Genomic DNA, 22,383 nt, shown 5'->3' with positions numbered 1-22,383 from the left:
GGTGAGGGGCACATGACCGAGTGGGCCGGGGACGGGGACGGGGACGGCCCCCACTCCTGGGCGCGGGCGGCGGCCGCGCCGCTGGCACGGGCCGGGCGCGAGCTGACGGGCACCCTGCTGGGACTGTGCACCGCCGTGCTCACGCTGGTCTGGGTCCTCGCGGCGGTCGCGGCGCTGGTGTTCTCCCCGCTCCTGACCTCTCCGGCCCGGAACCGGTTCCGGGGCGCGGTGACCCGGTGGTCGGTGCGCCTGGGCGACGCGGACCTGGCACGCCTGGCCCGGTGGACGGGGGCCAGCACCGTCGATCCGGGGCCCGAGGCCGCTCCGCGCGTGGCCTATCTGCTGCTGCGCCTTCCGGTGGCGCTGGTGTGCGGCTACCTGGCGCCCACGGCGCTGCTGCTGGTGGCGGTCTTCGTCGGCGGGGCCGCGCTGGAGCTGTTCACCGGAAGCGGCACCAACGTTCCCGTGCTGATGCCCGGCGCGCGGATACACGTCTCCAGTGTCAACGTGGGCCTGCTCATGGGCCTGCTCGTCCTGGCGGCGACGTGGCTGGTGGTGGCGCTGGCCTCGGCCGCCGACCGCGCCCTGGCCCGCCGCCTGGTGGGCCCCAGCGACGAGGACCTGCTGTACCGGCGCATAGACGAGCTGACCTCCACCCGGTCGGGCATCGTGCGGGCGGTGGACGAGGAGCGTCGGCGCATCGAACGCGACCTGCACGACGGGGTCCAGCAGCGCGTGGTGGCGCTGGCCATGCTGCTGGGGCGGGCCCAGCGCGGCCACGACCCCGAGCGTACGGCGCGGCTGGTCCGCCAGGCGCACACCGAGACCCGGGTGCTGCTGGACGAGCTGCGGGAGGTGGCCTGGCGGGTCTACCCCACCGCCCTGGACACCCTGGGCCTGGAGGCGGCGCTGACCGAGGTGGCCGAACGCAGCCCGCTTCCGGTGGAGGTGCGCGCGCACCTGTCGGCCCCGCCGCCCCGCGAACTGGCCACGGCGGTGTACTTCGTGGCGCGCGAGGCCATCACCAACGCCGTCAAGCACGCCGGGGCCGAGGCGGTGACCGTGCACCTGGACGACTCCGAAGGCGCCCTGGACCTGCGGGTGCTCGACGACGGGCGCGGCGGCGCCGACCCCGAGGGCAGCGGACTGACCGGCCTGGCCAGGCGGGTGCGGGCCCTGGACGGCACACTGGCGGTACACAGTCCCCGGGGCGGCCCGACCACGGTACGCGCTGTGCTGCCCCTGACCACGATACGGAGCCCCCATGCGCCTGGTGATCGCTGACGACTCGGTCCTGCTCAGGGAGGGCCTGGTGCGGTTGTTGGAGGAGGAGGGGCACGAGGTGGCGGCGGCGGTCGGCGACGCCGACGCGCTGCTGGCCGCGGTCGCCGAGCACGCGCCCGACGCCGCCGTGGTGGACGTGCGGATGCCGCCCACCCACACCGACGAGGGGCTGCGGGCGGCGCTGCGCATCCGAGCCGAGCACGAGGGGGTCGCGGTGCTCGTGCTGTCGCAGTACGTGGAGCAGCGCTACGCCGCCGAACTGCTGGCCGGGGCCTCGGGCAGGGTCGGCTACCTGCTCAAGGACCGGGTGTCGGAGGTGGGGGAGTTCCTGGAGGCCCTGGAGCGGGTGCGCGGGGGCGGGGCGGCCTTCGATCCGGAGGTGGTGCGCCAGCTGCTGGCGCGCACCACCCACACCGACCCGCTGGCCCGACTCACCCCGCGCGAGCGCGACGTCCTGGAGCACATGGCGCAGGGGCTGAGCAACGCCTCGATCGCCGAGCGGCTCTACGTGTCGCTGAGCGCGGTGGAGAAGCACGTCAACGCGATCTTCGACAAGCTGGGGCTGGCATACACCTCCGGCTACAGCCGCCGGGTGCTGGCGGTGCTGCGCCACCTGGACAGCTGAGCGCGGCCGCGGCGGGGTTCGGGCGGCACAGGCCGAAAAGGGGCACACGTACCGCGAAGTCCTTCGGATGCCGGTGAGAGGCACCGTTCCCCGTGGCCGGTCTCGCCCACCCGCTTGCGCACGGCCTGCTTGTAAACCTATAGTTTACATATGCAAGAAAAGTTGACAGAGGCGCTGCGTGTCCTGAAAGCGCGCATGGAAGCGTTCCTCGCCTCGCGCGTCCTGACGAGGGACGACGACTGGGCCGACTCGCTGGGGCGCGCCGTGAGCATGCGTGCGGCCGCCGACGACGTCGTGCGCGCCGTCGTGGGGCAGGCGCGCCAGGACGGCGTCACGTGGCAGGTCATCGGTGACGCGCTCGGCGTGAGCAGGCAGGCGGCTTTCCAGCGCTACGGCAGACCGATCGACCCCAGAACAGGAGAGCCCATGAACACCACACCGCTCCCCGGCGCCGCCGAACTGGCCGCCTCGGTGATCGAGGACCTCGCGTCCGGGAGGTGGTCGCACGTCACCGAGCGGTTCGACTCGACCATGCGCGACGGCCTGTCACAGGACGCGCTCGCGGCCGCGTGGGCGCAGATCATCGGCCTTTCGGGGGCTTTCGAGGGGCGGGGGGAGCCGGAGGCCGCCCGTGCCGGCGACGTGACGGTCACGAACACGCCGCTCTCGTTCGAGGCGGGCGACTACACGGCACGGATCGCGTTCCGCGACGACCGCACCGTGGCCGGTCTGCACATCCTCGAAGGGAAGCCGTCGTGACCGGCGCATCCCCGAACGTGTCGAGGACGGCCACGACCCGAGGCGGATCCCGTATGAGCGACCGCGACCTGCGCTCCATCGGCGTGTTCACCGCCCTGGCGTTCGCACTCGCCTGGCTCGTCGCGCTCCCGCTCTGGTTCGGCGACGGACTCACCAGCCCCTGGTTCCCGCTCGTGGCCACCGCCATGATGATGACCCCCGCGATCGCCGCCCTCGTCGTCGTGTTCCTCGTGGAGCGGCCGGGGCAGAAGGCGTGGACGCTCGGACTGTGGCCGTTGAGGCCGGCTCGGAGACTGCTCGGCTACGCGGCGCTGGGGGTCGTCGTGCCCATCGCGCTCGTCCTGGCGGCGCTCCCGGTCGGCGCGCTGCTGGGGGTCTATCCGGCCGACTTCGCCAACCTCTCCGGGTTCCAACAGGACCTCCACGAGCAGGCGGGCGCCGCCGGAGCGGCCGAGATCCCGATCCCGGTCGGCGCGCTGATCGCCATCCAGCTCGCCGCACTGCCCGTGGCGGCCTTCGTCAACCTCATCCCGGCGCTGGGAGAGGAACTCGGGTGGCGGGGGTGGCTGCTCCCGAGACTGATGCCGCTCGGCACGCTCCCGGCCCTGCTGGTCTCGGGCGTGATCTGGGGCCTCTGGCACGCCCCGCTCATCCTCCTCGGGTACAACTACCCCGACGCACCGGGCTGGCTCGGCGCGGCCGCGATGGTCGGCATGTGCGTTGTGGTCGGCGCGGTCTTCGGCTGGCTGCGGCTGCGGTCGGGGTCGGTGTGGCCCGCGGCTCTGGCGCACGCCGCGTTCAACGGGGCGGGTGGGACCTACCTCCTCTTCGCGAAGGCGGGCGAGCACGTCGACACCACGCAGGCCACGATCCTGGGCTGGAGCGGGTGGATCGTGCCGCTCGCGCTCGTCGTGGTCCTGATCGCCACGGGACAGTTCTCCTCCGCGAAGCATCCGTCCGCCCCGCCGTCCGGGGAGGGACCACCCCCGAAGACGGGGCGACCGAACGAGTGAGCGGCCAGTAGGCACAGCGGACGCCGCGTCCTTCGCGAACGGGCGTGGTGGCGCTGTCCTTCGGACACCGGCCTTACGCACGGCCCGCTCCCGGGGGTCCGAAGCCGAGGCGGACCGGAGCGGGGTCAGGCCGGGACGAAGGACTCCAGGGCGGCGGTGCGCTGGGCGTCCTGGGCGGCCCACGAGGCGTCGGTGGACGCCCAGGCCAGCGTGTAGTACACCCCGGGCGCCGCCGCGATGTTGCGGGTCAGCACGTGACGCGTCTCGCCTGCCTCGTCCTGCCAGGTGAACTCCCACTCGGCGGCCGAGTGGAAGCCGGTGTCGCCGGTGACGTCCGCGATCCGCACCCGCTCGTAGCCCGGCAGCCGCCCCGAGTCGTACACGCCCTGCTCCTGGTCCAGGACGTGCTGGTACTCGTCGTCGGTGGGGTGCTGGGCCATGTCGATCTGGAGGTAGCTGGCGTCGGCGGGGGACTCGTAGAAGACGCTGCTGCCGTCCACCCGGCGGATCCAGCCCTCGGGGGTCCGCAGGCCGAAGCCCTCGGGGTCCTCGGTCCAGGTCGTCCCGGGGACGGGGTCGCCGTCGGCGCCGCCCTCCTGGGGCGCGCCGGTCTCCTCGGGGGCGCTCTCCTCGCTCCCGTCCCCGTCCCCGGCCTCCTGCTCGCCGGCGCCGGGGTCGGAGGACTCCTCGGAGCCCGGGTCCCCGGTTCCCGCCCCGGAGGCCGCGACACTGGTGTCGGAGCCCCACGGGTCGAGCACCACCACCAGCGCCGCCACCGCCACCAGTGAGGCCAGGCCCAGGGTGAGCACCACCATCGGCCAGGACAGCCGCCCGCCCCGCTGCGGCCCCGGCGCCGTCGTGATCGTCGTCTGGGGCGGGAGAGCCGCGGGGGCCTGCGGAACCGGCCCCGGGACCCCGGGCCGCACGGGCGCCGGCCCCGGGCGGACCTCACGCGTGGGGGCGATCCCCGGCCGCGTCGGCACGAACGCGGCCGTGGCCGAGGGCCCCGTGAAGGCCGCGGGGGCGGTGCCTCCCTCCGCGGTCAGCAGCGCCCGGCAGCGGTCGGCGTCGATCCGCCCGGCCGGGTCCTTCACCAGCAGGCCCCGCACCGCCTGGGCCAGCGGACCCCGCCCCAGGACGTCGGGCGGCTCCTCGGAGGTGACGGCGTGCAGCGTCGCGGGGATGCCCTCCCGGCGGAAGGGGGAGTTGCCGGTGGCCGCGTGGTACAGGGTCGCGCCCAGCGACCACAGGTCGCTCGCGGGGGTCGCCGGGCTCATCGCCAGCCGTTCGGGGGCCAGGTAGGCGGGGGAGCCCATCACCCCGGCCGTCTGGGTGACGGAGGAGGTGTCGGCGATGGTGGCGATGCCGAAGTCGGTGAGCACCACCCGACCGGTGTCGGTGACCATGACGTTCTCGGGTTTGACGTCGCGGTGCGTGATCCCCTGCCCGTGCGCGGTGGTCAGCGCGCTGAGCAGGGCGAGCCCCCACTGGGCGGTCACACGGGCGCCGCGCGGGCCCTCCTGGCGGACCAGCGCGTGCAGGGAGCGCCCGCTGAGGAACTCCATGACGATCCACGGGCGGCCGTCGTCCTGGACGATGTCGTGCACGGTGACGATGTTGGGGTGTCCGCCCATCGCGGTGGCCTGCGCCTCGCGCCGGGCCCTGGCGGCCATCCGGTCGCGCTCGTGGTCGTCCAGGCCCGGGCCCAGGAGGATCTCCTTGACCGCGACGGTGCGGTTGAGCTCGGTGTCGTGGGCCCGCCAGACCCGGCCCATCCCGCCCCGGCCGATCTCGGCCAGCAGCTGGTAGCGGCCACGCAGTGTGCGGTGCGGCTCGGCCCCCATCGGACTCCCTTGCGGTGCGGGCCGTCGTGACCCCGTGGACGTCGAAAAGCCCGCAGGGACAGCGGTTTTCCATGCGAGCGGAGCGACCATAGTACTGAGGTACGACGGTGCTCCGGCCTTGCGGGAGCGCCGTCCCTGGTCAGCCCGGTCCGCCGGGGGACCGCAGGGCCGGGGGAGGCCGTGGCGCGGCGCTCTCCGGGGGTGCGGGCCGGTCAGCCCAGGTCGGCGAGTTTGCGCTCCAGCACCTCCCGCTCGCGCTCGTTGCCGCACCGGCGCACGGCCAGTTCCAGTTCGGTGCGCGCCTCGCCGGTGCGGCCCAGGCGCACGAGCAGCTCCCCGCGCACGCTCGGCAGCAGGTGGGAGTCCGCCAGCGCCCCGGCCGCCGCCAGCTCGTCCACGGCCCGCAGCGCCGGGGCCGGTCCCCGGGCCATGGAGACCGCCACCGCCCGGTTGAGGTCCACCACCGGGGAGGGCGCCAGACGGCCGAGCGCCTCGTAGAGCAGCACGATCCGCTCCCAGCCGGTCTCCTCCACCGAGGGGGCGAGCGCGTGGCACTCGGCGATCGCGGCCTGGAGGCCGTAGGCGCCCAGTCCCCGGCCGACCTTCCCGGCGCGGGCCAGGGCGGCTCGCCCACGGCGGATCGCGGCGCGGTCCCAGCGGCGGCGGTCCTGGTGCTCCAGCAGCACCGGCCGCCCGTCCGCCCCGGTGCGGGCGGGGAAGCGCGCCGCGGTCAGCTCCAGCAGCGCCAGCAGGCCGTGGACCTCGGACTGGTCGGGAACCAGCCGGGCCAGCACCCGGGCCAGGCGCTGGGCCTCGCCCGCGAGGTCGAGCCGGAGCAGGTCGCCGCCGGAGCTGGCCGAGGAGCCCTCGGTGAAGATCAGGTAGACCACGTTGAGTACCGAGCCGAGCCGCTGGGCCCGCTCCTCGGCCGGGGGCACCTCGAAGGGCACCCGGGCCGCCCCGAGGGTCTTCTTGGCCCGGGTGATCCGGGCCTGCACGGTGGCGGTCGGGACCAGGAACGCCCTGGCGATCTCGTCGCTGGTCAGACCGCCGACCACGCGCAGGGTGAGCGCCACCCTGGCCTCCCGCGACAGCACGGGGTGGCAGGCGGTGAACATGAGCGCGAGCACGTCGTCGTCGATCCGGTCCGGATCCCACAGCACGTCCCCGGCCTCCCGGGCGGGGTCGGCGGGCGCGTTGCCCGAGGCGGCGCCGCCCTCGCCCAGGTCACGGGCGAGGACGGCGTACCTGTCGTCCAGGGCGGAGCGCCGGCGGAACGCGTCGATCGCGCGGCGGCGGCCGACGGTGAGCAGCCACCCCGCGGGGTTGCGGGGCACGCCCTCGCGCGGCCAGGTCACCAGCGCCTCGGCCAGCGCCTCCTGGCCCAGGTCCTCGGCCAGCGCGAAGTCGCCGGTGTAGCGCGCGAGCGCGCCGACGATCCTCGCCGAGTCGATCCGCCAGACGGCGGCTACGGCCTCGCGGCCGGTGGGGTCAGCCATCTCCGGTCGGTCCGCTCAGAGCTGGCCGGTGGCCTCGCGCCACGACCGCTCCTTCTGGATCCACTCGTTGTCCTGCGGGAACTCGTCGATCGTGGTGACCCGGCGGATCTCGGTCTTGAAACCGGGGCCGGTCATCGGCGATCGCTTGGCCCACTCCACGGCCTCCTCCTTGGAGGCCACATTGAGAATGTAGAATCCGCCGAACAGCTCCTTGGTCTCGCCGTAGGGGCCGTCGGTGACCACGGGCGGCTCGGAGGAGTAGTCGACGACCACGCCCTCGGCGGCGTCGTCGAGGCCCTCCGCGGCGATCAGCACCCCAGCGCTGATCATCTCCTCGTTGTACCGGCCCACGGTCGCGAGCATCTCGTCGAAGTCGATCTCGCCCATCCCCGCGAAGGCCTCGTCGGTGGCGCGCATGATCAGCATGTACTTCATGGCTCTGTCTCCCTGGATGCCACGGGCCCCTTGTGGGCCCTTTCACCCCTAGGTCGAACGGGGGGTGCCGCGGATCGACACGTCCACCGATCTTTTTCCGGGGAATTCTGACAGAGCCCGCCGCGGCCCGGCCCCGCGACCCGCCTACCGGGCCAGGAGGTCGCGCAGCGCCCCGACCACCTCGGCCGGGGCCTCCTCGGCCATGAAGTGGCCGCAGGTCACCGTGCTGTGGTGCAGGTCGGGCGCCCAGGCCCGCCACACCGCTGCGGCGTCGTAGCCCAGCGCCGCACCCCAGTCCTGCTGGAGCACCGACACCGGCATGGCCAGGCGCCGCCCGGCCGCGCGGTCGGCCTCGTCGTGCTCGACGTCGATCCCGGCCGAGGCCCGGTAGTCGGCCACGATCGAGGGCACGGCCTCGCGGGAGGCCCTCAGGTAGGCGGCGCACACCTCGGCGGGGATCGCCTCGGGGTCGCGCGTCCAGATGTCCAGGAAGTGCCCGAAGAACGCGTCCGGGCTGGCGCCGATCAGCTGCTCGGGCAGGCCGGGCGGCTGCGCCATGAGGTACAGGTGGAAGCCCACCGCGGCCGAGGCCCCGCGCATCACCTCCCACATGTCCAGGGTCGGCAGCACGTCGAGCGAGGCCAGGTGGGTGACGGCGTCGGGGTGGTCCAGCCCGGCGCGGATCGCGACCAGGGCGCCCCGGTCGTGGCCCGCCAGGGCGAAGCGTTCGTGGCCCAGGGCGCGGGCCAGGGCGACGACGTCGGCGGCCATCGTGCGCTTGGCGTAGGCGTTCCCGTCGGTGTCGGCGGGTTTGTCGCTGTCGCCGTAGCCGCGCAGGTCCGGGCAGATGACGGTGTGGTCGGCGGCCAGGTCGGCCGCGACGTGGCGCCACATCAGGTGGGTCTGGGGAAAGCCGTGCAGCAGCACGAGGGGGCTGCCCGACCCGCCGACGGCGGCGTTGAGCGCCACGCCCTCGGCGACGGGCACCCGCTGGTAGTCGAATCCCTGGATCCTCGGTTCCACGGTGGTCTCCTCCGGTGGGTCGAAGTCGGGTCCCCGGCGGTCGCCGGGGAACTCGGTCGTCCACGAGCCTGCCGGGGGCCGATGAGCAGCCGATGAGCAACGGCTGAGCGGGGGCGTCGGCGGCCCCGGCCGGTGCGGACGGCCGGATAGATTTGCTCCCATGACGGGGGAGGAGACGGAGGCGAGGGCGGTCTTCTTCCGTGTGCTGGGCCCCCTGGAGGCCGTCGGCGCGCACGGACCGCTCGCCCTCAAGGGGCCGCGGCACCGCGCGGTCCTGGCCCGGCTCCTGGTCGCCGAGGGCCGTGCCGTGCCCGTCGACCGCCTCGTGGACGACCTGTGGGAGGCGCCCACCGAGGGCTCCGTGGCGGCGGTGCGCACCTTCGTCTCCGCGCTGCGCCGTTCCCTGGAGCCGGACCGGCCCGCCCGGCGGCCCGCCCGGCTGCTGGTGACCGCGCCGCCGGGCTACGCGCTGCGGACCCGCCCCGAGGCGGTCGACGCCCGCCGCTTCGGCGCGGCCGTGACCCGTGGCGGCGCGCTGCTCGCCGAGGACCGGTCCGGGGAGGCGCTGGACGACCTGGAGGGGGCGCTGGCACTGTGGCGGGGACCCGCCTACGCCGAGTTCACCGCCTACCCCTGGGCGCGCGCCGAGGCCGACCGGCTGGAGGGGCTGCGGCTGCTGGCGGTGGAGCGGCACGCCGAGGCGCTCCTGGCGCTGGGGCGGGCGGGCGACGCCGTGCCCGTCCTGGAGGCGCACGCCCTGGCCCACCCCCTGCGCGAGAACGCCTGGCGGCAGTGGGCGCTGGCCCTGTACCGCTCGGGCCGTCAGGGCGACGCGCTGGCCGTGCTGCGCCGGGCCCGCCGGACCCTGGCGGACGAGTTGGGGGTGGATCCCGGACCCGAACTGCGGCGGCTGGAGGCCGACGTCCTGGCCCAGGCGCCCCACCTCACCCCGCGTGCCGCCGTCACCGCGGTTCCGTCGCGGGCGGAGGCCGCGCCCGAACGCGTCCGGCGGCCCCTCGTGGGCCGGAACCGGGAGCTGGAGCTGCTGGAGGGGGCCGCCGCCTGCGCCGCGCCGCACACCCCGGCCCGGGTCGCGCTGGTCTCCGGTGACGCCGGGGCGGGCAAGTCGGCCCTGGCCGAGGAGCTCGCGCGGCGGCTGGCCGGGCGCGGGTGGACCACGGCCTGGGGGCGCGGTCCCGAGCACGAGGGTGCGCCCACCGCCTGGCCCTGGACGCAGATCGCCGCCGTGCTGGCGGCGACCGCGGACACCGACCGGGAGACCACGGGCACCACGCACACCGCGGTCCACGGGGGCACCACTGGCCTTGGCCGGAACGGCGACACCGCTGTCTCAACACCCGTCACAGGTCCCGGCGCCCCGAGCCCCACCGGGACGGACCCCGCAGCGCACGGAGGTACCGCCCCTGACCCCGCGGCGGCCCGGTTCGGCGTCCTGCGCCAGGCCGCCCGCCTCCTCGCCTCGGCCTCGCGGCGCGGCCCCGTCCTCCTGGTCTTCGACGACCTGCACCGGGCGGCGGAGGAGACCCTGGAACTGTTCACCTTCCTGGCCGCCGAACCGCTCCCCGGGCCGGTGCTGCTCGTGGGGACCTACCGGACCGGCGAGGTCCTTCCCGCGCTGACCGCGACCCTGGCCCGGCTCGCCCCCGGCGAACCGGCCCGCGCCTACCTGGGCGGGCTGGGCGAGGACGCGACCGACGCAATCGTCCGGGCCCTGGTCGGCCACGACGTCGGCAGGCGGGCCCTGCGCACCGTCCACCGGCGCAGCGGCGGCAACCCCTTCTTCGTCCGTGAGCTGGCCCGACTGCTGTCCGACGGGGGCGGCACCGCACTCGACGCGGTTCCCGCCGGAGTACGCGACGTCATCCGCCACCGCCTGGGCTCCCTGACGCCCGGGGCCCAGACCCTGCTGCGGCAGGCCGCCGTGATCGGCCGCGACATCGACCCCGACGTCCTGTCGGCCCTGTCCCCGGGCGGGGACGCCCTGCTCGACGCCCTGGACGAGGTGCTGGAGGCGGGCTTCCTCACCGACCGCGCGGAACCGGACGAGCCCGACGGCGCACCCGGCCTGCGCTTCGCGCACGTGCTGGTGCGCGACACCCTCTACCAGGACCTCTCCCGACCGCGCCGGGCACACTGGCACACGGCGGTGGCCGAGGCCGTCGAGGCGCTGCACCCCGACCGGGCCGACGTGCTCGCCCACCACTTCGGTCGTGCGGGCACCCGCGCCACGGCCGCCCGGGCCGCACACCACGCGCGCGCCGCCGCGCTGCGGGCAGAGGAGCGCTTCGCTCCGCACGAGGCGGCCCGGCTGTGGCGGGAGGCCGTCGCCGCCCACGACCGCTCCGGTCAGGAGCGGGTCCGTGAACGCCTGGAGGCGGTCATGGGCATGGTGCGGGCGCTGGCCGTCACCGGCCGCCTGGAGGAGGCTCGCCGCCACCGCGCCCGGGCGGTCGCCGCGGCCGAGGAACTGGGAGACGTGGAGCTGACGGCGCAGGTCATCACCGCTTTCGACGTGCCCGCCCTGTGGCCGCGCAACGACGACGAGGCGCTGGCCCGCCAGGTCGCCGGAGCCGCCGAGCGCACCCTGGCCGCTCTGCCCGAGGACCGCCGGGAGCAACGCGCCCGCCTGCTGTGCGCCCTGGCCCTGGAACTGCGCGGCGCCGCCACCGGACGGGGTCCGGACGCTGCCCGCCAGGCCGAGGAGACCGCCCGCGGGCTCGGCGACCCGGCTCTGCTGTGCCTGGCGCTCAACGCCCGCTTCATGCAGTCCTTCCAGGGCGCCGGGCGGGCCCCGCGCCGCGTGGAGATCGGTGCGGAGCTGGTCGATCTGGCTTCCCGGCACGGCCTGGTGACCTTCGAGGTGCTCGGCCACCTCGTCCTGGTCCAGGCGTACTCCGCGCTCGCCGACTTCGGCGCCGCCGACGCCCACGCGGCCAGCGCCGACCGGCTGGGCTCGCGCCACGGGATTCCGCTGGTGGGGGTGTTCACCCGGTGGTACGAGGCGCTGCGCACGGCCGTGCGGGGATCCGCCGAGGAGGCCGAGGCCGCCTACCGGGCCGCGAGCGTGCGGCTCGCCGACACCGGCATGCCGGGGGTGGAGCAGGGCGTCCTGCCCCTGGCGCTGCTGTGCCTGCGCCTTCAGGTCGGCGAACCCGCACCGGTGGACCCGCGCCAGGACTGGGGCCCCTACGTTCCCTGGGCCGAGGCCCTGGCCTCCCCTGATTCCGCGCCCCCGCCGCCCGAAGCACCGCCCGGCCTGCTCAGGGAGGCTTTGACCTGTCTGGCCGCCCGGGCCGCCACCGCCGTCGGCGACCGCCCCGCGATGGAGCGCGCCCACCGCCTGCTCTCACCCGCCGCCGGGGAGCTGGCCGGTGCGGGCAGCGGCCTGCTGACCCTGGGGCCGGTCGCGCACCAGCTCGGCGACCTGGACCGCGCGCTCGGGCGCCGCGAGCGGGCCGCGGAGCACTACCGGCTGGCCCTGCGCGTGGCCGCCGGGGCCGGGTCGCCGCGCTGGACGGCCTCGGCCCGGACGGCCCTGGCCGACCTGGGCTGAGCAGCGCGCTCGTCAGCGATCGGCCGGACGGCCCGACGCGGGTTCCGGCAGGGTCCGCTGCGTTCGCGTGCCCGTGGCGTCCGTCCGGGTAGCGCGGCTTCCGAGGGCGCGCCGCGCCCGTGTGTCGGCTCACCCGCCCGGGTGGGTCAGCGGTGCCCGGGACCGGAGACCCGGGTCTCCGGCCCCGGATCCGCGACCGCGACGCGCCGCCGCGATGTGTAGTTTGGCTCTCTTGTGGTAAAAAGTTAGGCGTGCCGAACTTTCAAGATGAGGCTTCTTCACATTCCTGGTCGGCGAGGCTTCCCGCCGTCTCCCTCGCCCTTGTCCTGGGCCTGACCGCCTGCTCCTCCTCCGCCGGGCAGGAGCGCGACGACGGACGGCTCCTGGTCCTGACCACGTTCACCGTTCTGGCGGACATGGCACGCAACGTCGCCGACGGGCGTGTGGAGGTCGCCTCGCTCACCCGGCCCGGAGCCGAGATCCACGGCTACGAACCCACCCCCGACGACCTCGTCCGCGGCCAGGACGCCGACCTGATCCTGGAGAACGGGCTCGGCCTGGAGGCCTGGTTCAGCCAGTTCACCGAACGCGTGCAGGCCCCCACCGCCGTGCTCAGCGACGGCGTCGAGACCATCCCCGTCTCCGCGGGGGAGTACGAGGGCCAGCCCAACCCCCACGCCTGGATGTCCCCCGACAACGCCCCCGTCTACGTCGACAACATCCGCGACGCCCTCACCGAACTCGACCCCGGGGGCGAGCAGGTCTACGCCGAGGCGGCCGAGGCCTACAAGGACGAGATCAGCGAGGTCGGCGACTACCTGGAGACCGAACTCGCCGGGATCCCCGACAGCTCCCGGGCCCTGGTCACCTGCGAGGGCGCCTTCTCCTACCTGGCGCGCGACGCGGGGCTGACCGAGATGTACCTGTGGCCGGTCAACGCCGAGACCCAGGGCACCCCCCGGCAGACCGCCGCCGTCACCGAGTTCGTCCGCGACAACCAGGTCCCCGCCGTCTTCTGCGAGAGCACCGTCAACGACGGCTCCCAGCGCTCGGTGGCGCGCGAGACCGGCGCCACCATGGGCCGGACCCTCTACGTCGACTCCCTGTCCGAGGAGGACGGCCCCGTCCCCACCTACCTGGACCTGCTGCGCCACGACGCCGAGGCCATCGTGGCCGGGCTGCGGGGGGAGGAGCGTTGAACGCCGCCATCGAGGTCACCGACGCCACCGTCCGCTACGGCGACGTCCTGGCGCTGGACGGCGTGAGCCTGTCCGTGGCCCCCGGCCGCGTCTGCGGCCTGCTGGGCACCAACGGGTCGGGCAAGTCCACCCTGTTCAAGACCGTGCTCGGCCTCGTCCCCACCGACGGGGGCCGGGTGCGGATCCTCGGGCACACCGGGGCCGCCGCCCGCCGCCGCGGGCTGGTGGGCTACGTGCCCCAGTCCGAACAGGTCGACTGGGCCTTCCCGGTACGCGTGCGCGACGTGGTGATGATGGGCCGCTACGGACGCATGGGACGGCGGCGACGTCCCCGCCCCGCCGACCGGGAGGCGGTGGAGCACGCTCTGGACCGCACCCACCTGAGCGACCTGGCCGACCGCCAGATCGGCGCGCTCTCCGGCGGCCAGCGCAAACGCGCCTTCGTGGCCCGCGCCATCGCCCAGGGCGCCGACGTGCTCCTGCTCGACGAGCCCTTCGCCGGGGTGGACAAGCGCTCGGAGGGGCGCATCACCGAACTGCTGCTGCAACTGCGCGGCGAGGGCCACACCCTGCTGGTGTCCACCCATGACCTGGCCCAGGTGCCCGCCCTGTGCGACGAGGCGGTCCTGCTCCAACGGCGCGTCGTCGCGTACGGCGCCCCCGAGGAGGTCCTGCGCCCGGAGACCCTCATGGAGGCCTTCGGGATCCACACCGAGGAGGAGGGAACGGCATGGACGCGCTGACCGCGGTCGCGGAGTGGTTCACGGTGCCCCTGGGCTTCGACTTCGTCCGGCGCGCCCTGCTGGTCAGCATGGTCGCCGGGGTGGCGTGCGCCGTCCTGTCGTGCTGGATGACGCTGGTGGGCTGGTCGCTGATGGGCGACGCCGTCTCCCACGCCGTCCTGCCCGGGGTGGTGCTGTCCTACCTGTTCGGGCTGCCCTTCGCCGTGGGCGCGCTGGTCTTCGGCGCCGGGTCGGTCGCCCTGATCGGGGTGGTCAACCGCACCTCCCGGGTCAAGGAGGACGCCGTCATCGGCGTGGTCTTCACGGCCATGTTCGCCCTGGGTCTGGTCCTGGTCTCGCGCGTGCCCAGCCAGACCGACCTGGGGCACATCCTGTTCGGCAACGTGCTGGGCGTGTCGGACACCGACATCTGGCAGGTGCTCGTCCTGGCCGGGGTGGTGCTGGCGGTGGTCTGGTACAAGCACCGCGACCTGACCCTGTACGCCTTCGACCCGGTGCACGCGCACGCGGTGGGCATCAACCCCCGGTTGCTGGAGACCCTGCTGCTGGGGCTGCTGTCGGTCACGGTGGTGGTGGCCCTCCAGGCGGTGGGGATCATCCTGGTCGTGGCCATGGTCATCGTCCCCGGCGCGACCGCCTACCTGCTCACCGACCGCTTCGAGCGGATGCTGGTCATCTCCGCGGCGGTGGCGGTGGTGGCGGCCGTGGCGGGGGTGTTCCTCAGCTTCCACCTGAACGTGTCCACCGGCGGGGCGATCGTGCTGGCCCAGTCGGCGGCCTTCACCCTGGCCTACCTGTTCTCGCCCCGCCAGGGCGTGCTGCTGCGAAGGCGGCGCGCACGGGGGGCCGGGGCGCGCGCCGCCGCCTGACCCGGGCCCCGGGAGATCCCCCGGGAGTTCACCGGGTGGGCCCGCGGGGGCGGCTCCCGGGTCGGCGGGCCAAGGCCCCGCCGGGGAACCGGAGCGGTCGGGACCCGAACCCGCTCCGGCCCGGGACCCGCGGGGCGGCCGGATGGAGGGCGGCTCCGTGGAGCCGTTACGTGCGCCGCACGTCGATGACGTACTTTCCGCGGACGCCGCCCGCCTCCAGCCTGCGGTGGGCCTCCGCGACGTCGGCCATCGGGAAGACCGTGTCGACCAGGGGACGGACCTTCCCCTCCTCGGCGAAGCGGGTGAGCTCGGCGATGCGGTCCGCCGAGGGGTTGTTGCTGAAGAGCTTGGTCCGCCGGGGCCGCACGGCGGCCCGGAGCCCGATGCCGAGCACGGACCTGAGGACGCGGTCCTGGTCGAAGGCGAGCGCGACCATGCGCCCGCGCCGGTGCAGCCGCGCCTGGTAGGCGCCGAGGTCGGTGCCGACCAGGTCGACGATGACGTCGAAGCGGCCGAGGTCCCGCGGCCGGGTCGTGCGGTAGTCCAGGGCCGCGTCGGCACCGAGCTCCCGGATCCAGTCGAGGTTGCGGGCGCTGGCGAGGGCGGTGACCTCGGCGCCGAGCGCCTTGCCCAGCTGGACCGCGATGCTGCCGACGCCTCCGGTGGCGCCGCGGACCAGGAGCCGCTCGCCGGATGCGAGACGGGCCTTGTCCGTAAGCGCGGTCAGGGCGGTGGTGCCCGACACCGGAAGGGCGGCGGCCTCCAGGAGGCCGAGGTTCTCGGGAGCCCGGGCGAGCCGCTGCTCGGGGACGGCGACGTAGTCGGCGATGGCCCCGAAGGCGAAGTGCGGCATGAGCCCCCACACCGCGTCCCCGGCCCGCCAGGTGCGCACTCCGGCGCCCACCGACGCGACGCGGCCCGCGAAGTCGCCGCCCACGCCCCGGGGGAACTCGGTGCGGGTGATCCCGCGCATCCTGCCCGAGCGGAAGGCGACCTCACCCGCGTCCACGCTCGCGGCGTGCACCTCGACGAGCACCTCGCCCTCTCCCGGGTCCGGCGTGGGCACCTCGTTGACGCACAGCACCTCGGGCGGGCCGAATCGGTCGTACTGCACCACACGCATGGCTGTCCTTTCCCGGACGTCTCACCGCAATAAGTGGGGTGGCCCCCCACTTCGCTCCGCTAAGATAACCGGAGAGGCACCCCACTTAGCAAACGCAGGAGGTCACAGTGGTCGACAGCACAGCGCGAAGGCCCTTGCGTGCGGACGCCCGGCGCAACTACGAACGCATCGTCGCCGTGGCCGAGGAGGCGTTCGCGGCCCACGGCGTCGACGCCTCACTGGAGGAGATCGCCCGCCGGGCAGGAGTGGGCTCGGCGACCCTGCACCGGCACTTCCCCTCCCGGCGCTCTCTGCTGGAGGTCGTCTTCCACGACCGGGTCGAAGCGCTCTGCGCGAGGGCGCGGGAACACGCCCGCACGCGCGAGCCGGGCGACGCCCTCTCCGCCTGGCTGCGGGACCTCAACGCCTACGCCGAGGCCAGCCGAGGCCTGGCCGCCTCGCTGCTGCGGGACGGCCGGGACGCCGACCTGCTGGAGCGCGACGACGGCTGCGCGGCGATGATCACCACCGCGGCCGGAGAACTCCTGCACCGCGCCCGACAGGCGCGGGCGGTGCGCCCCGGTGTGCGCGCCGAGGACCTGGTCGCGCTCGTCAGCGCCATCTCGCTCGCCACCGAGGACCACCCCGACGGCGCGCAGGCGGGCCGCCTGCTGGACATCGCGATCGCGGGCGTGCGCCCACGGAGGGACGAACACGAGGCCCGCGAGGCGCCCTGAAGTCCGCGCGGAGCCGAGGTCCCGCGCGGCGGGCCACCGCACGGGTGTGACGACTTCACCGACGCCCGAGCCTCCGTGGACGGCCCGGCCGAGATGACGCAGGGTCTCGAACCAGAACCGCTGATCGTCCTGGAACATCAGATGCTGCATCGCGTCTCCCTCTCAAGGAGGGCTCGGAAGGTGCGCGGGGGCCGACCGGTGAGGCGCTGGACGGTGTCGGTGATGCGGTCCTCCGCGCCTTCGGCGATGGCACGGTCCATGTCGGCCAGCATCGCGGCGAACTCCACCGGCACCTGCGTCGTGAGGCGATCGCGCATCTGCTCGTAGGACAGACGGCGGTGGGCCACGGGTCGGCCGGTGACCTCGGTGATGGTCGCGGCGATGTCGTCGTAGCCGAGTGCCTCGGGTCCGGTGAGGAGGAGATCGGCGTTGGGGGCTCGCTCGTCGGTCAGAGCGTGCACGGCGACGGCCGCGATGTCCTCGGCGTCAACGAAGCCGATCCGGCCGCTTTCGGTGGCGGTCCAGATGATGCCCTCGTCGCGGATGCTGCGAGCATGCGCGTGCGTGCCGGTGAAGTTCTGCATGAACCACGAGGGCCGCAGTACCGCCCACTGTTCGAAGAGATCGGGCAGGGCTTGGTGCACAGTTCCCACCGCCGGGCCACCCTCGGGGATGGCCGAGGAGCTCAGCAGCACCGCGCGGTGCACGCCGGCGATGCGGGCCTGCTGGAGGAACGGCAGCATGGTCGCCGCGGGGTCGGAGTCGCCCAGTGGCGGTATGAGGTAGACGCGGCCGACGCCGTCGAGGGCGGCCGCGTGGGTAGCGGGGTCGTACCAGTCGAAGGGGGCCGGCTCGGCGTCGGCGACCGGGGTGGCCCGGCGGCTGGCGGCTTTGACGCGGTGACCCGCAGCCGTCAGCTGTGCGGCGGTACGGCTTCCGGTGGTGCCGGTGGCGCCGATGACCAGTGTGGTGCCGGTGGTGGTCATCGGCTGCTCCCGGTGAAGTCGGCGCCGGGCTCCTGGACGGCGAGCGGGTTCCAGTAGTCGCGGTAGGAGGTGAGGTGTCCGTCTCGAACAGTCACGACGGCGATGTAGGTCATGTCGAAGGGAGCGTCGCTCTCCACCAAGCGGCCGACGCCGCGCATCTCGACCACGATGGTCTGTGGATCGGTGGTCTGGTGGATCCGCAGGTCGGGGAAGTCGTGCAGGTCAATGTGGTCGGGGTAGTGGCGCATGTAGGCGGCGATGGCCTTCTTGCCCTCCAGGCGCCGGGGCCAGCCGTCGGGGGCGAAGGGGAACTCCATGAGGCCGTCCTCGGCCCACAGGGCGACCCACGCGGGTATGTCCTTGTCGAGCAGCAGCCGCAGGCTGTGGCGGTACAGAACCTCCGGGGAGGTCGGTGCGGACATGGGTATCCTCCACATCATAGAATCCGGACTTCGGGTCCGTTTCAACGATATGGACCACGGGTCCGTTTTACAAGTGGAAGGAGCGGCATGCCCGAACGCCAGTCGTCTCGCAAGGACGCCATCCGCAACCGGGAGGCCGTGCTCGCGGCCGCCGACGCCCTCTTCACCCGCCGCGAGAGTCCCGAGGACGTCACCATGGCCGACGTCGCGGCTGCGGCCGGCGTTGGCAAGGGCACACTCTTCCGGGCCTTCGGCGATCGCGCTGGGCTGCTCCGCGCGCTGTACGAGGCTCGGCTCGAACCGATCAGGCAGGCCGTCGAGACCGGCCCGCCACCCCTGGGGCCTGCGACCCCACCGCGAGATCGCGTACCCGCCCTGCTCGATGCCGTCCTGTGCTTCAAACTCGACAATCGGCGCCTCGCGCTGGCCCTGGAGGAAGGAGGGAAGAGCAGCCCGTACCGGGCGGAGCACTACGAGCGGTGGCACCGCCTGCTCCGAGCCGTACTGGAGCAGACCCCCGGCCTGGCCGACAGCGGCTTCACTGCCCACGCCCTGCTCGCCGCCACACGAGCCGACCTCGTCGAGCACCTGGCCGGAGAAGAGCGCATTCCGCGGGAAAGAATGCGGTCACAGTTGGCGGACTTCGTCACCAGCGTCCTGGCCTCCGGCCCACCGCAAGGGTCGAACGCCGAGGAATGATCGAGGATCGGGCGAGTCCTTGACCAGCGGGGCCTCTCGTAGACGGCCGGTCGTGAGACTTCTGCGAGACGTTCGCTGCACGTCCCGTTTCCGAGGGTGAGCAAGAACATCCGGTCGGCGGCCGACCGGGCCGGGGCCTGAACAGAAACGGCGCGGCGGCACGGGGGAGTGGTCCGTGCCGCCGCGCCCGAGGGGGCCGTGCCGGGGTCAGCCGCGGCCCGCCTCCACCGGGGTGTGGTCCTTACGCGCGGCCCGCCGGGCGCGCAGTCGGCCGACGGCCACGATCAGGCCGATCGTCAGCAGCAGCCCGTAGATGCCCAGGGTGATCCCGCTGTCCACGAGCACCGACACCTCGCCCTGCCCCACGGCCAGGGCGCGGCGCAGCTCCGTCTCGGCCACCGGCCCGAGGACGACCGCGATCAGCACCGGGGCCAGCGGGATGTCGAAGCGGCGCATCATCAGAGCCACCAGACCCAGGAGCAGCATCAGCCACAGGTCCACCATGGAGGACGCGGCCGCGTACACGCCCAGGGACGAGAACACGGCGATCCCGGCGTACATGTACGGCTTGGGGACCAGCAGCAGCTTCGCCCACAGCGGCGCGAAGGGCAGGTTCAGGATGAGCAGCATGACGCTGCCGATGAACAGACTGGCCAGCAGCGCCCAGACCAGGTCGCCGTCGCGCTCGAACAGCAGCGGACCGGGCTGCATGCCGTACTGCTGGAAGGCGGCCAGCATGATCGCGGCGGTCGCCGACGTGGGCAGGCCCAGGCCCAGCAGGGTGCCCATCGCGGTTCCGGCGGTGGCGCTGGCGGCCGCCTCCGGGGCTGCCACGCCCTCGATGGCGCCGTTGCCGAACTCGTCCTCGCCCTTGCCGCGCCGGGCCCGACGTGCGGCGAGCTTGCGCTCGCTGCCGAAGGCCAGGAAGGTCGGGATCTCCGAGCCGCCGGCCGGGATGGACCCGAACGGCAGGCCGAACAGGGTTCCGCGCATCCAGGCCGGAAGGGTGCGCCGCAGGTCCGCGCGGCTCAGCCAGGGGGTGGCGCTGCGCCGCAGGCCGCCACCGGCCCCGCCGCCCGCGTGGGCGGTGGCGGCCACGTGCAGCACCTCGCCGATCGCCAGCAGCGCCACGGTCACGGTGATGATGCTGAAGCCCTCGAAGAGCTGGGGCACGCCCAGGGTGAAGCGCTCGGCGCCGCTGAGTCCGTCGATGCCCACCATCGAGATGGCCAGGCCGATGCCCAGGGCGATCAGGCCGCGCACGGCCGAGTGCGAGACCACCGCGGAGGTGGCCACGAACGCGAAGACGGTGAGCGCGAAGTACTCGGCGGGGCCGAACTGCAACGCCAGCTGCACGATGGCCGGTGAGAAGAACGCCACCAGCGTGGTGGACACGATCGCGCCGATGAACGCGCCGATCGCCGCCGTGGCCAGCGCCTGCGGGGCCCGCCCCCGTTTGGCCATCTTGTGGCCCTCGATGGCGGTGGCGATGGCCGAGGCCTGCCCCGGCGTGTTCATCAGGATGGCGGCGGTGGAGTCACCGAACAGTCCGCCGTAGTAGACACCGGCGAACATGATGAACGCGCCGGTGGGATCGAGGTGGAAGGTGACCGGGAGCAGGAGCGCGACGGCCATGGAGGAGCCCAGGCCGGGCACCACGCCCACGGCGGTGCCGAGCATGACGCCCAGCAGCGCCAGGAAGAGGTACTCGGGGCTCAGCGCGTTGGCGAACCCCGCCATGAGGTTGTTGAGAACGTCCATTTAGAAGATGCCCCCGAGGATTCCGGCCGGCAGGTTCAGGCCCAGACCGGCGACGAAGGCGAGCTGGATGACGGAGGAGAACACCAGCGACAGCACGGCGTCGAACAGGAAGCGGCGGCTGCCCAGGGCGTGGGCGACGCCGAAGAACAGCAGCGCCGCGGACAGCAGCCAGCCCACCGGCTGGAGGAGCAGGATGAACACCGTCAGCGAGGCGACGACGATCCCCAGGCAGCGCCAGTCGATGCGGACGGGCCCCTCCTCACCGGAGGGGGCGCTCCCGTCGGTGGCGTCGGTGGCGGCGTCCGGGTTCTCCCCGGTGGTCGGTACGTCGGCGGTGCGGGCCGGACGCAGGACGACCTGCACCGCCAGGGCGATGCCCGTGGCGCCCATGAAGATCGCGACCAGGGTGGGGAAGAAGCGCGGACCGGGCGGTTCGGTGCCCGGCGGCACCGGCATGGCGGCGGTCTGCACGGCGATGAACCCGGCGATGCCCAGCACCAGGGCGGCGACCAGCAGTTCGGACCTGCCCCGCCACCAGGAGGGGCGGGGCGGCGGGGCGGCGGGCTCCGTCGCCCGGGTGGGGGTGGTGGCGTCGGTACTCAAGACAGGCCCAGTTCCTCGGTGATGGTGGTGATGCGCTCGGTCTCCAGGGCGAGGAACTCCTCGAACTCCTCGCCGGTCTGGAAGGTGTCGTCCCAGCGGTTGCGCTCCAGGGTCCGCGTCCACTCGGGGGTGTCGTGCATCTCGGTGACGATCGCGGTCAGCTCGGCGCGCTCCTCCTCGGTGATGCCGGCCGGAGCCACGAACCCCCGCCAGTTGGGCAGGACCGCGTCGATGTCCTGCTCGGCCAGGGTGGGGACGTCGATGCCCTCGACGCGCTCGTGCGCGGAGACGCCCAGGGCGCGCACGTTGCCCGCCTCGATCTGGTCGCTGAACTCGTTGTAGCCGCTGATGCCGACGTCGACACTGCCCGACAGCAGCGAGGTCAGCGCCTCGCCGCCGCCGGAGAAGGCGATGTAGTTGACGTCCTGGGGGTCGACGCCGACGTCGGAGGCCACCAGCCCGGCCAGCAGGTGGTCGGTGCCGCCCAGGGAACCGCCGCCGACCGCCATCCCGCCCGGGTCCTCCCGCCAGGCCTCGGCCAGGTCGCCCATGTCCTGGTACGGGGAGTCGTCGGGGACCACGATCACCTCGTAGTCGTCGGCCAGCCGGGCGATGGGGGTGACGTCCTGAAGGTCGTGCGAGGAGTTGTTGACGATGATGCTGCCGATCATGACGGTGCCGGTCACCATCAGCATGTTGGCCCGGCCCTCCTGGCGGACCGCCTGGGCCAGGCCGATGGTGCCGCCCGCTCCGGGAACGTTGACCACCTGGTTGTTGGCGACGATCTCTCCCTCGCGGAAGGCGTTCTGCGCCTCGCGCCCCACCAGGTCCCAGCCGCCGCCGGGCGCGGCGGGCACGATCGTGGTCAGTCGGCTGCGTACGGCCTCGGCGCCGTCGCCGCCGGTCGACGAGGCGTTGACCGCCGCGGCGCCGATGACGACGGCCGCGGCGACCGCGCCGCCGACGCGCAGAATGCGCTGGATACTCATGGGGTGGCTCTCTCCGTTGCTGCCGGTCCGCGGTGCGGGCGGGCGCTCGCGGGCCGACGGACCGCCCGAGGCGGGAGCGTGGCGGCCGTTACACCGCTCCGTGGCGCCGGTCGCATCCGCACCGGTTTCGAGAGCATGACCCACGGTTTGCCGACCGGTAAATCTTCTGGTCGTTTTGAACACAGAGATTGTTGTGGTCGCCCCGGTTTCCGTCCGG

At 73.9% G+C, this 22,383-nt stretch carries 20 protein-coding genes; 10 read left to right on the top strand and 10 right to left on the bottom strand.

From position 1 onward, the window contains the following. The first annotated feature begins 12 nt into the window (after nt 1–12). From FYW99_RS08565 to FYW99_RS08550, 4 genes are all read left to right on the top strand, one after another. Nucleotides 13–1,284, top strand: a complete 1,272-nt coding sequence (locus FYW99_RS08565) for a sensor histidine kinase (protein WP_150251482.1) — start codon at nt 13–15, stop codon at nt 1,282–1,284. Continuing rightward, complete coding sequence (locus FYW99_RS08560; RefSeq protein WP_150251481.1) at nt 1,265–1,909, top strand: response regulator; 645 nt, start codon at nt 1,265–1,267, stop codon at nt 1,907–1,909. Before FYW99_RS08565 ends, FYW99_RS08560 begins: the two co-directional genes overlap by 20 nt. Nucleotides 1,910–2,104: 195 nt before the next feature. Then, nucleotides 2,105–2,668 carry a DUF3887 domain-containing protein gene (locus tag FYW99_RS08555; protein ID WP_150251690.1) on the top strand — a complete coding sequence of 188 codons (564 nt, stop codon included), beginning with the start codon at nt 2,105–2,107 and terminating at the stop codon, nt 2,666–2,668. Between the two features lie 53 nt (nt 2,669–2,721). Continuing rightward, complete coding sequence (locus tag FYW99_RS08550; RefSeq protein ID WP_150251480.1) at nt 2,722–3,681, top strand: CPBP family intramembrane glutamic endopeptidase; 960 nt, start codon at nt 2,722–2,724, stop codon at nt 3,679–3,681. A 125-nt stretch (nt 3,682–3,806) separates the two neighbouring features. Here the strand turns inward: FYW99_RS08550 and FYW99_RS08545 are convergent, their stop codons facing one another. The 4 genes from FYW99_RS08545 to FYW99_RS08530 all read right to left on the bottom strand — a co-directional run bounded on the left by FYW99_RS08545 (nt 3,807) and on the right by FYW99_RS08530 (nt 8,482). After that, on the bottom strand, nt 3,807–5,525 hold the full coding sequence (locus FYW99_RS08545) for a serine/threonine-protein kinase (RefSeq protein WP_150251479.1): 1,719 nt from the start codon (nt 5,523–5,525) through the stop codon (nt 3,807–3,809). Between the two features lie 212 nt (nt 5,526–5,737). After that, complete coding sequence (locus FYW99_RS08540) at nt 5,738–7,024, bottom strand: RNA polymerase sigma factor (protein ID WP_150251478.1); 1,287 nt, start codon at nt 7,022–7,024, stop codon at nt 5,738–5,740. A 15-nt stretch (nt 7,025–7,039) separates the two neighbouring features. Then, a complete protein-coding gene (locus tag FYW99_RS08535) occupies nt 7,040–7,459 on the bottom strand; it encodes a YciI family protein (protein ID WP_150251477.1) in 420 nt (139 codons plus the stop codon). Between the two features lie 144 nt (nt 7,460–7,603). Beyond that, on the bottom strand, nt 7,604–8,482 hold the full coding sequence (locus FYW99_RS08530; protein ID WP_150251476.1) for an alpha/beta fold hydrolase: 879 nt from the start codon (nt 8,480–8,482) through the stop codon (nt 7,604–7,606). 160 nt (nt 8,483–8,642) lie between these two features. On the opposite strand from FYW99_RS08530, the gene FYW99_RS08525 reads away from it, so the two are divergent. From FYW99_RS08525 to FYW99_RS08510, 4 genes are all read left to right on the top strand, one after another. Continuing rightward, the gene (locus FYW99_RS08525) at nt 8,643–12,056 is read left to right on the top strand and encodes a BTAD domain-containing putative transcriptional regulator (protein WP_150251475.1); all 3,414 of its coding nucleotides are present in this window, start codon (nt 8,643–8,645) and stop codon (nt 12,054–12,056) included. A 251-nt stretch (nt 12,057–12,307) separates the two neighbouring features. Beyond that, nucleotides 12,308–13,255: a metal ABC transporter substrate-binding protein gene (locus tag FYW99_RS08520; RefSeq protein ID WP_150251474.1), complete on the top strand. Its 948-nt coding sequence runs from the start codon at nt 12,308–12,310 to the stop codon at nt 13,253–13,255. Then, on the top strand, nt 13,252–13,998 hold the full coding sequence (locus FYW99_RS08515) for a metal ABC transporter ATP-binding protein (protein ID WP_150251473.1): 747 nt from the start codon (nt 13,252–13,254) through the stop codon (nt 13,996–13,998). Before FYW99_RS08520 ends, FYW99_RS08515 begins: the two co-directional genes overlap by 4 nt. Continuing rightward, entirely contained in the window at nt 13,986–14,867 is an 882-nt protein-coding gene (locus FYW99_RS08510; protein WP_150251472.1) for a metal ABC transporter permease, read from the top strand. Before FYW99_RS08515 ends, FYW99_RS08510 begins: the two co-directional genes overlap by 13 nt. Nucleotides 14,868–15,033: 166 nt before the next feature. On the opposite strand, the gene FYW99_RS08505 is transcribed toward FYW99_RS08510, so the two are convergent. Beyond that, the gene (locus tag FYW99_RS08505) at nt 15,034–15,990 is read right to left on the bottom strand and encodes an NAD(P)-dependent alcohol dehydrogenase (RefSeq protein ID WP_150251471.1); all 957 of its coding nucleotides are present in this window, start codon (nt 15,988–15,990) and stop codon (nt 15,034–15,036) included. Between the two features lie 107 nt (nt 15,991–16,097). Between FYW99_RS08505 and FYW99_RS08500 the strand changes: the two genes are divergently transcribed. Next, nucleotides 16,098–16,706, top strand: coding sequence for a TetR/AcrR family transcriptional regulator (locus FYW99_RS08500; RefSeq protein WP_150251470.1), 609 nt, complete (start codon nt 16,098–16,100; stop codon nt 16,704–16,706). Between the two features lie 137 nt (nt 16,707–16,843). On the opposite strand, the gene FYW99_RS08495 is transcribed toward FYW99_RS08500, so the two are convergent. Continuing rightward, entirely contained in the window at nt 16,844–17,692 is an 849-nt protein-coding gene (locus FYW99_RS08495; RefSeq protein ID WP_150251469.1) for an NmrA family NAD(P)-binding protein, read from the bottom strand. Continuing rightward, nucleotides 17,689–18,114 carry a nuclear transport factor 2 family protein gene (locus FYW99_RS08490; RefSeq protein ID WP_150251467.1) on the bottom strand — a complete coding sequence of 142 codons (426 nt, stop codon included), beginning with the start codon at nt 18,112–18,114 and terminating at the stop codon, nt 17,689–17,691. The genes FYW99_RS08495 and FYW99_RS08490 overlap by 4 nt, the downstream gene beginning before the upstream one ends. Before the next feature lie 87 nt (nt 18,115–18,201). Here FYW99_RS08490 and FYW99_RS08485 point away from each other — a divergent pair, with 87 nt between their 5' ends. Continuing rightward, entirely contained in the window at nt 18,202–18,813 is a 612-nt protein-coding gene (locus tag FYW99_RS08485; protein WP_150251465.1) for a TetR/AcrR family transcriptional regulator, read from the top strand. Nucleotides 18,814–19,020: 207 nt separating this feature from the next. Here FYW99_RS08485 and FYW99_RS08480 read toward each other — a convergent pair whose 3' ends face one another. The 3 genes from FYW99_RS08480 to FYW99_RS08470 are packed head-to-tail and all read right to left on the bottom strand — an operon-like array spanning nt 19,021 to nt 22,166. Continuing rightward, a complete protein-coding gene (locus FYW99_RS08480; protein WP_150251463.1) occupies nt 19,021–20,574 on the bottom strand; it encodes a tripartite tricarboxylate transporter permease in 1,554 nt (517 codons plus the stop codon). Beyond that, on the bottom strand, nt 20,575–21,177 hold the full coding sequence (locus FYW99_RS08475) for a tripartite tricarboxylate transporter TctB family protein (protein ID WP_150251461.1): 603 nt from the start codon (nt 21,175–21,177) through the stop codon (nt 20,575–20,577). Further along, nucleotides 21,174–22,166 (bottom strand): Bug family tripartite tricarboxylate transporter substrate binding protein, encoded by a 993-nt coding sequence (locus FYW99_RS08470; protein ID WP_150251459.1) that lies wholly within the window; start codon nt 22,164–22,166, stop codon nt 21,174–21,176. Before FYW99_RS08470 ends, FYW99_RS08475 begins: the two co-directional genes overlap by 4 nt. Nucleotides 22,167–22,383 lie beyond the last annotated feature (217 nt).

Source organism: Nocardiopsis deserti (assembly GCF_008638355.1).
GTDB lineage: Bacteria > Actinomycetota > Actinomycetes > Streptosporangiales > Streptosporangiaceae > Nocardiopsis > Nocardiopsis alborubida.
The sequence above is the reverse complement of the archived record's forward strand: the minus strand, read 5'-3'. Positions and strand labels throughout refer to the sequence as shown.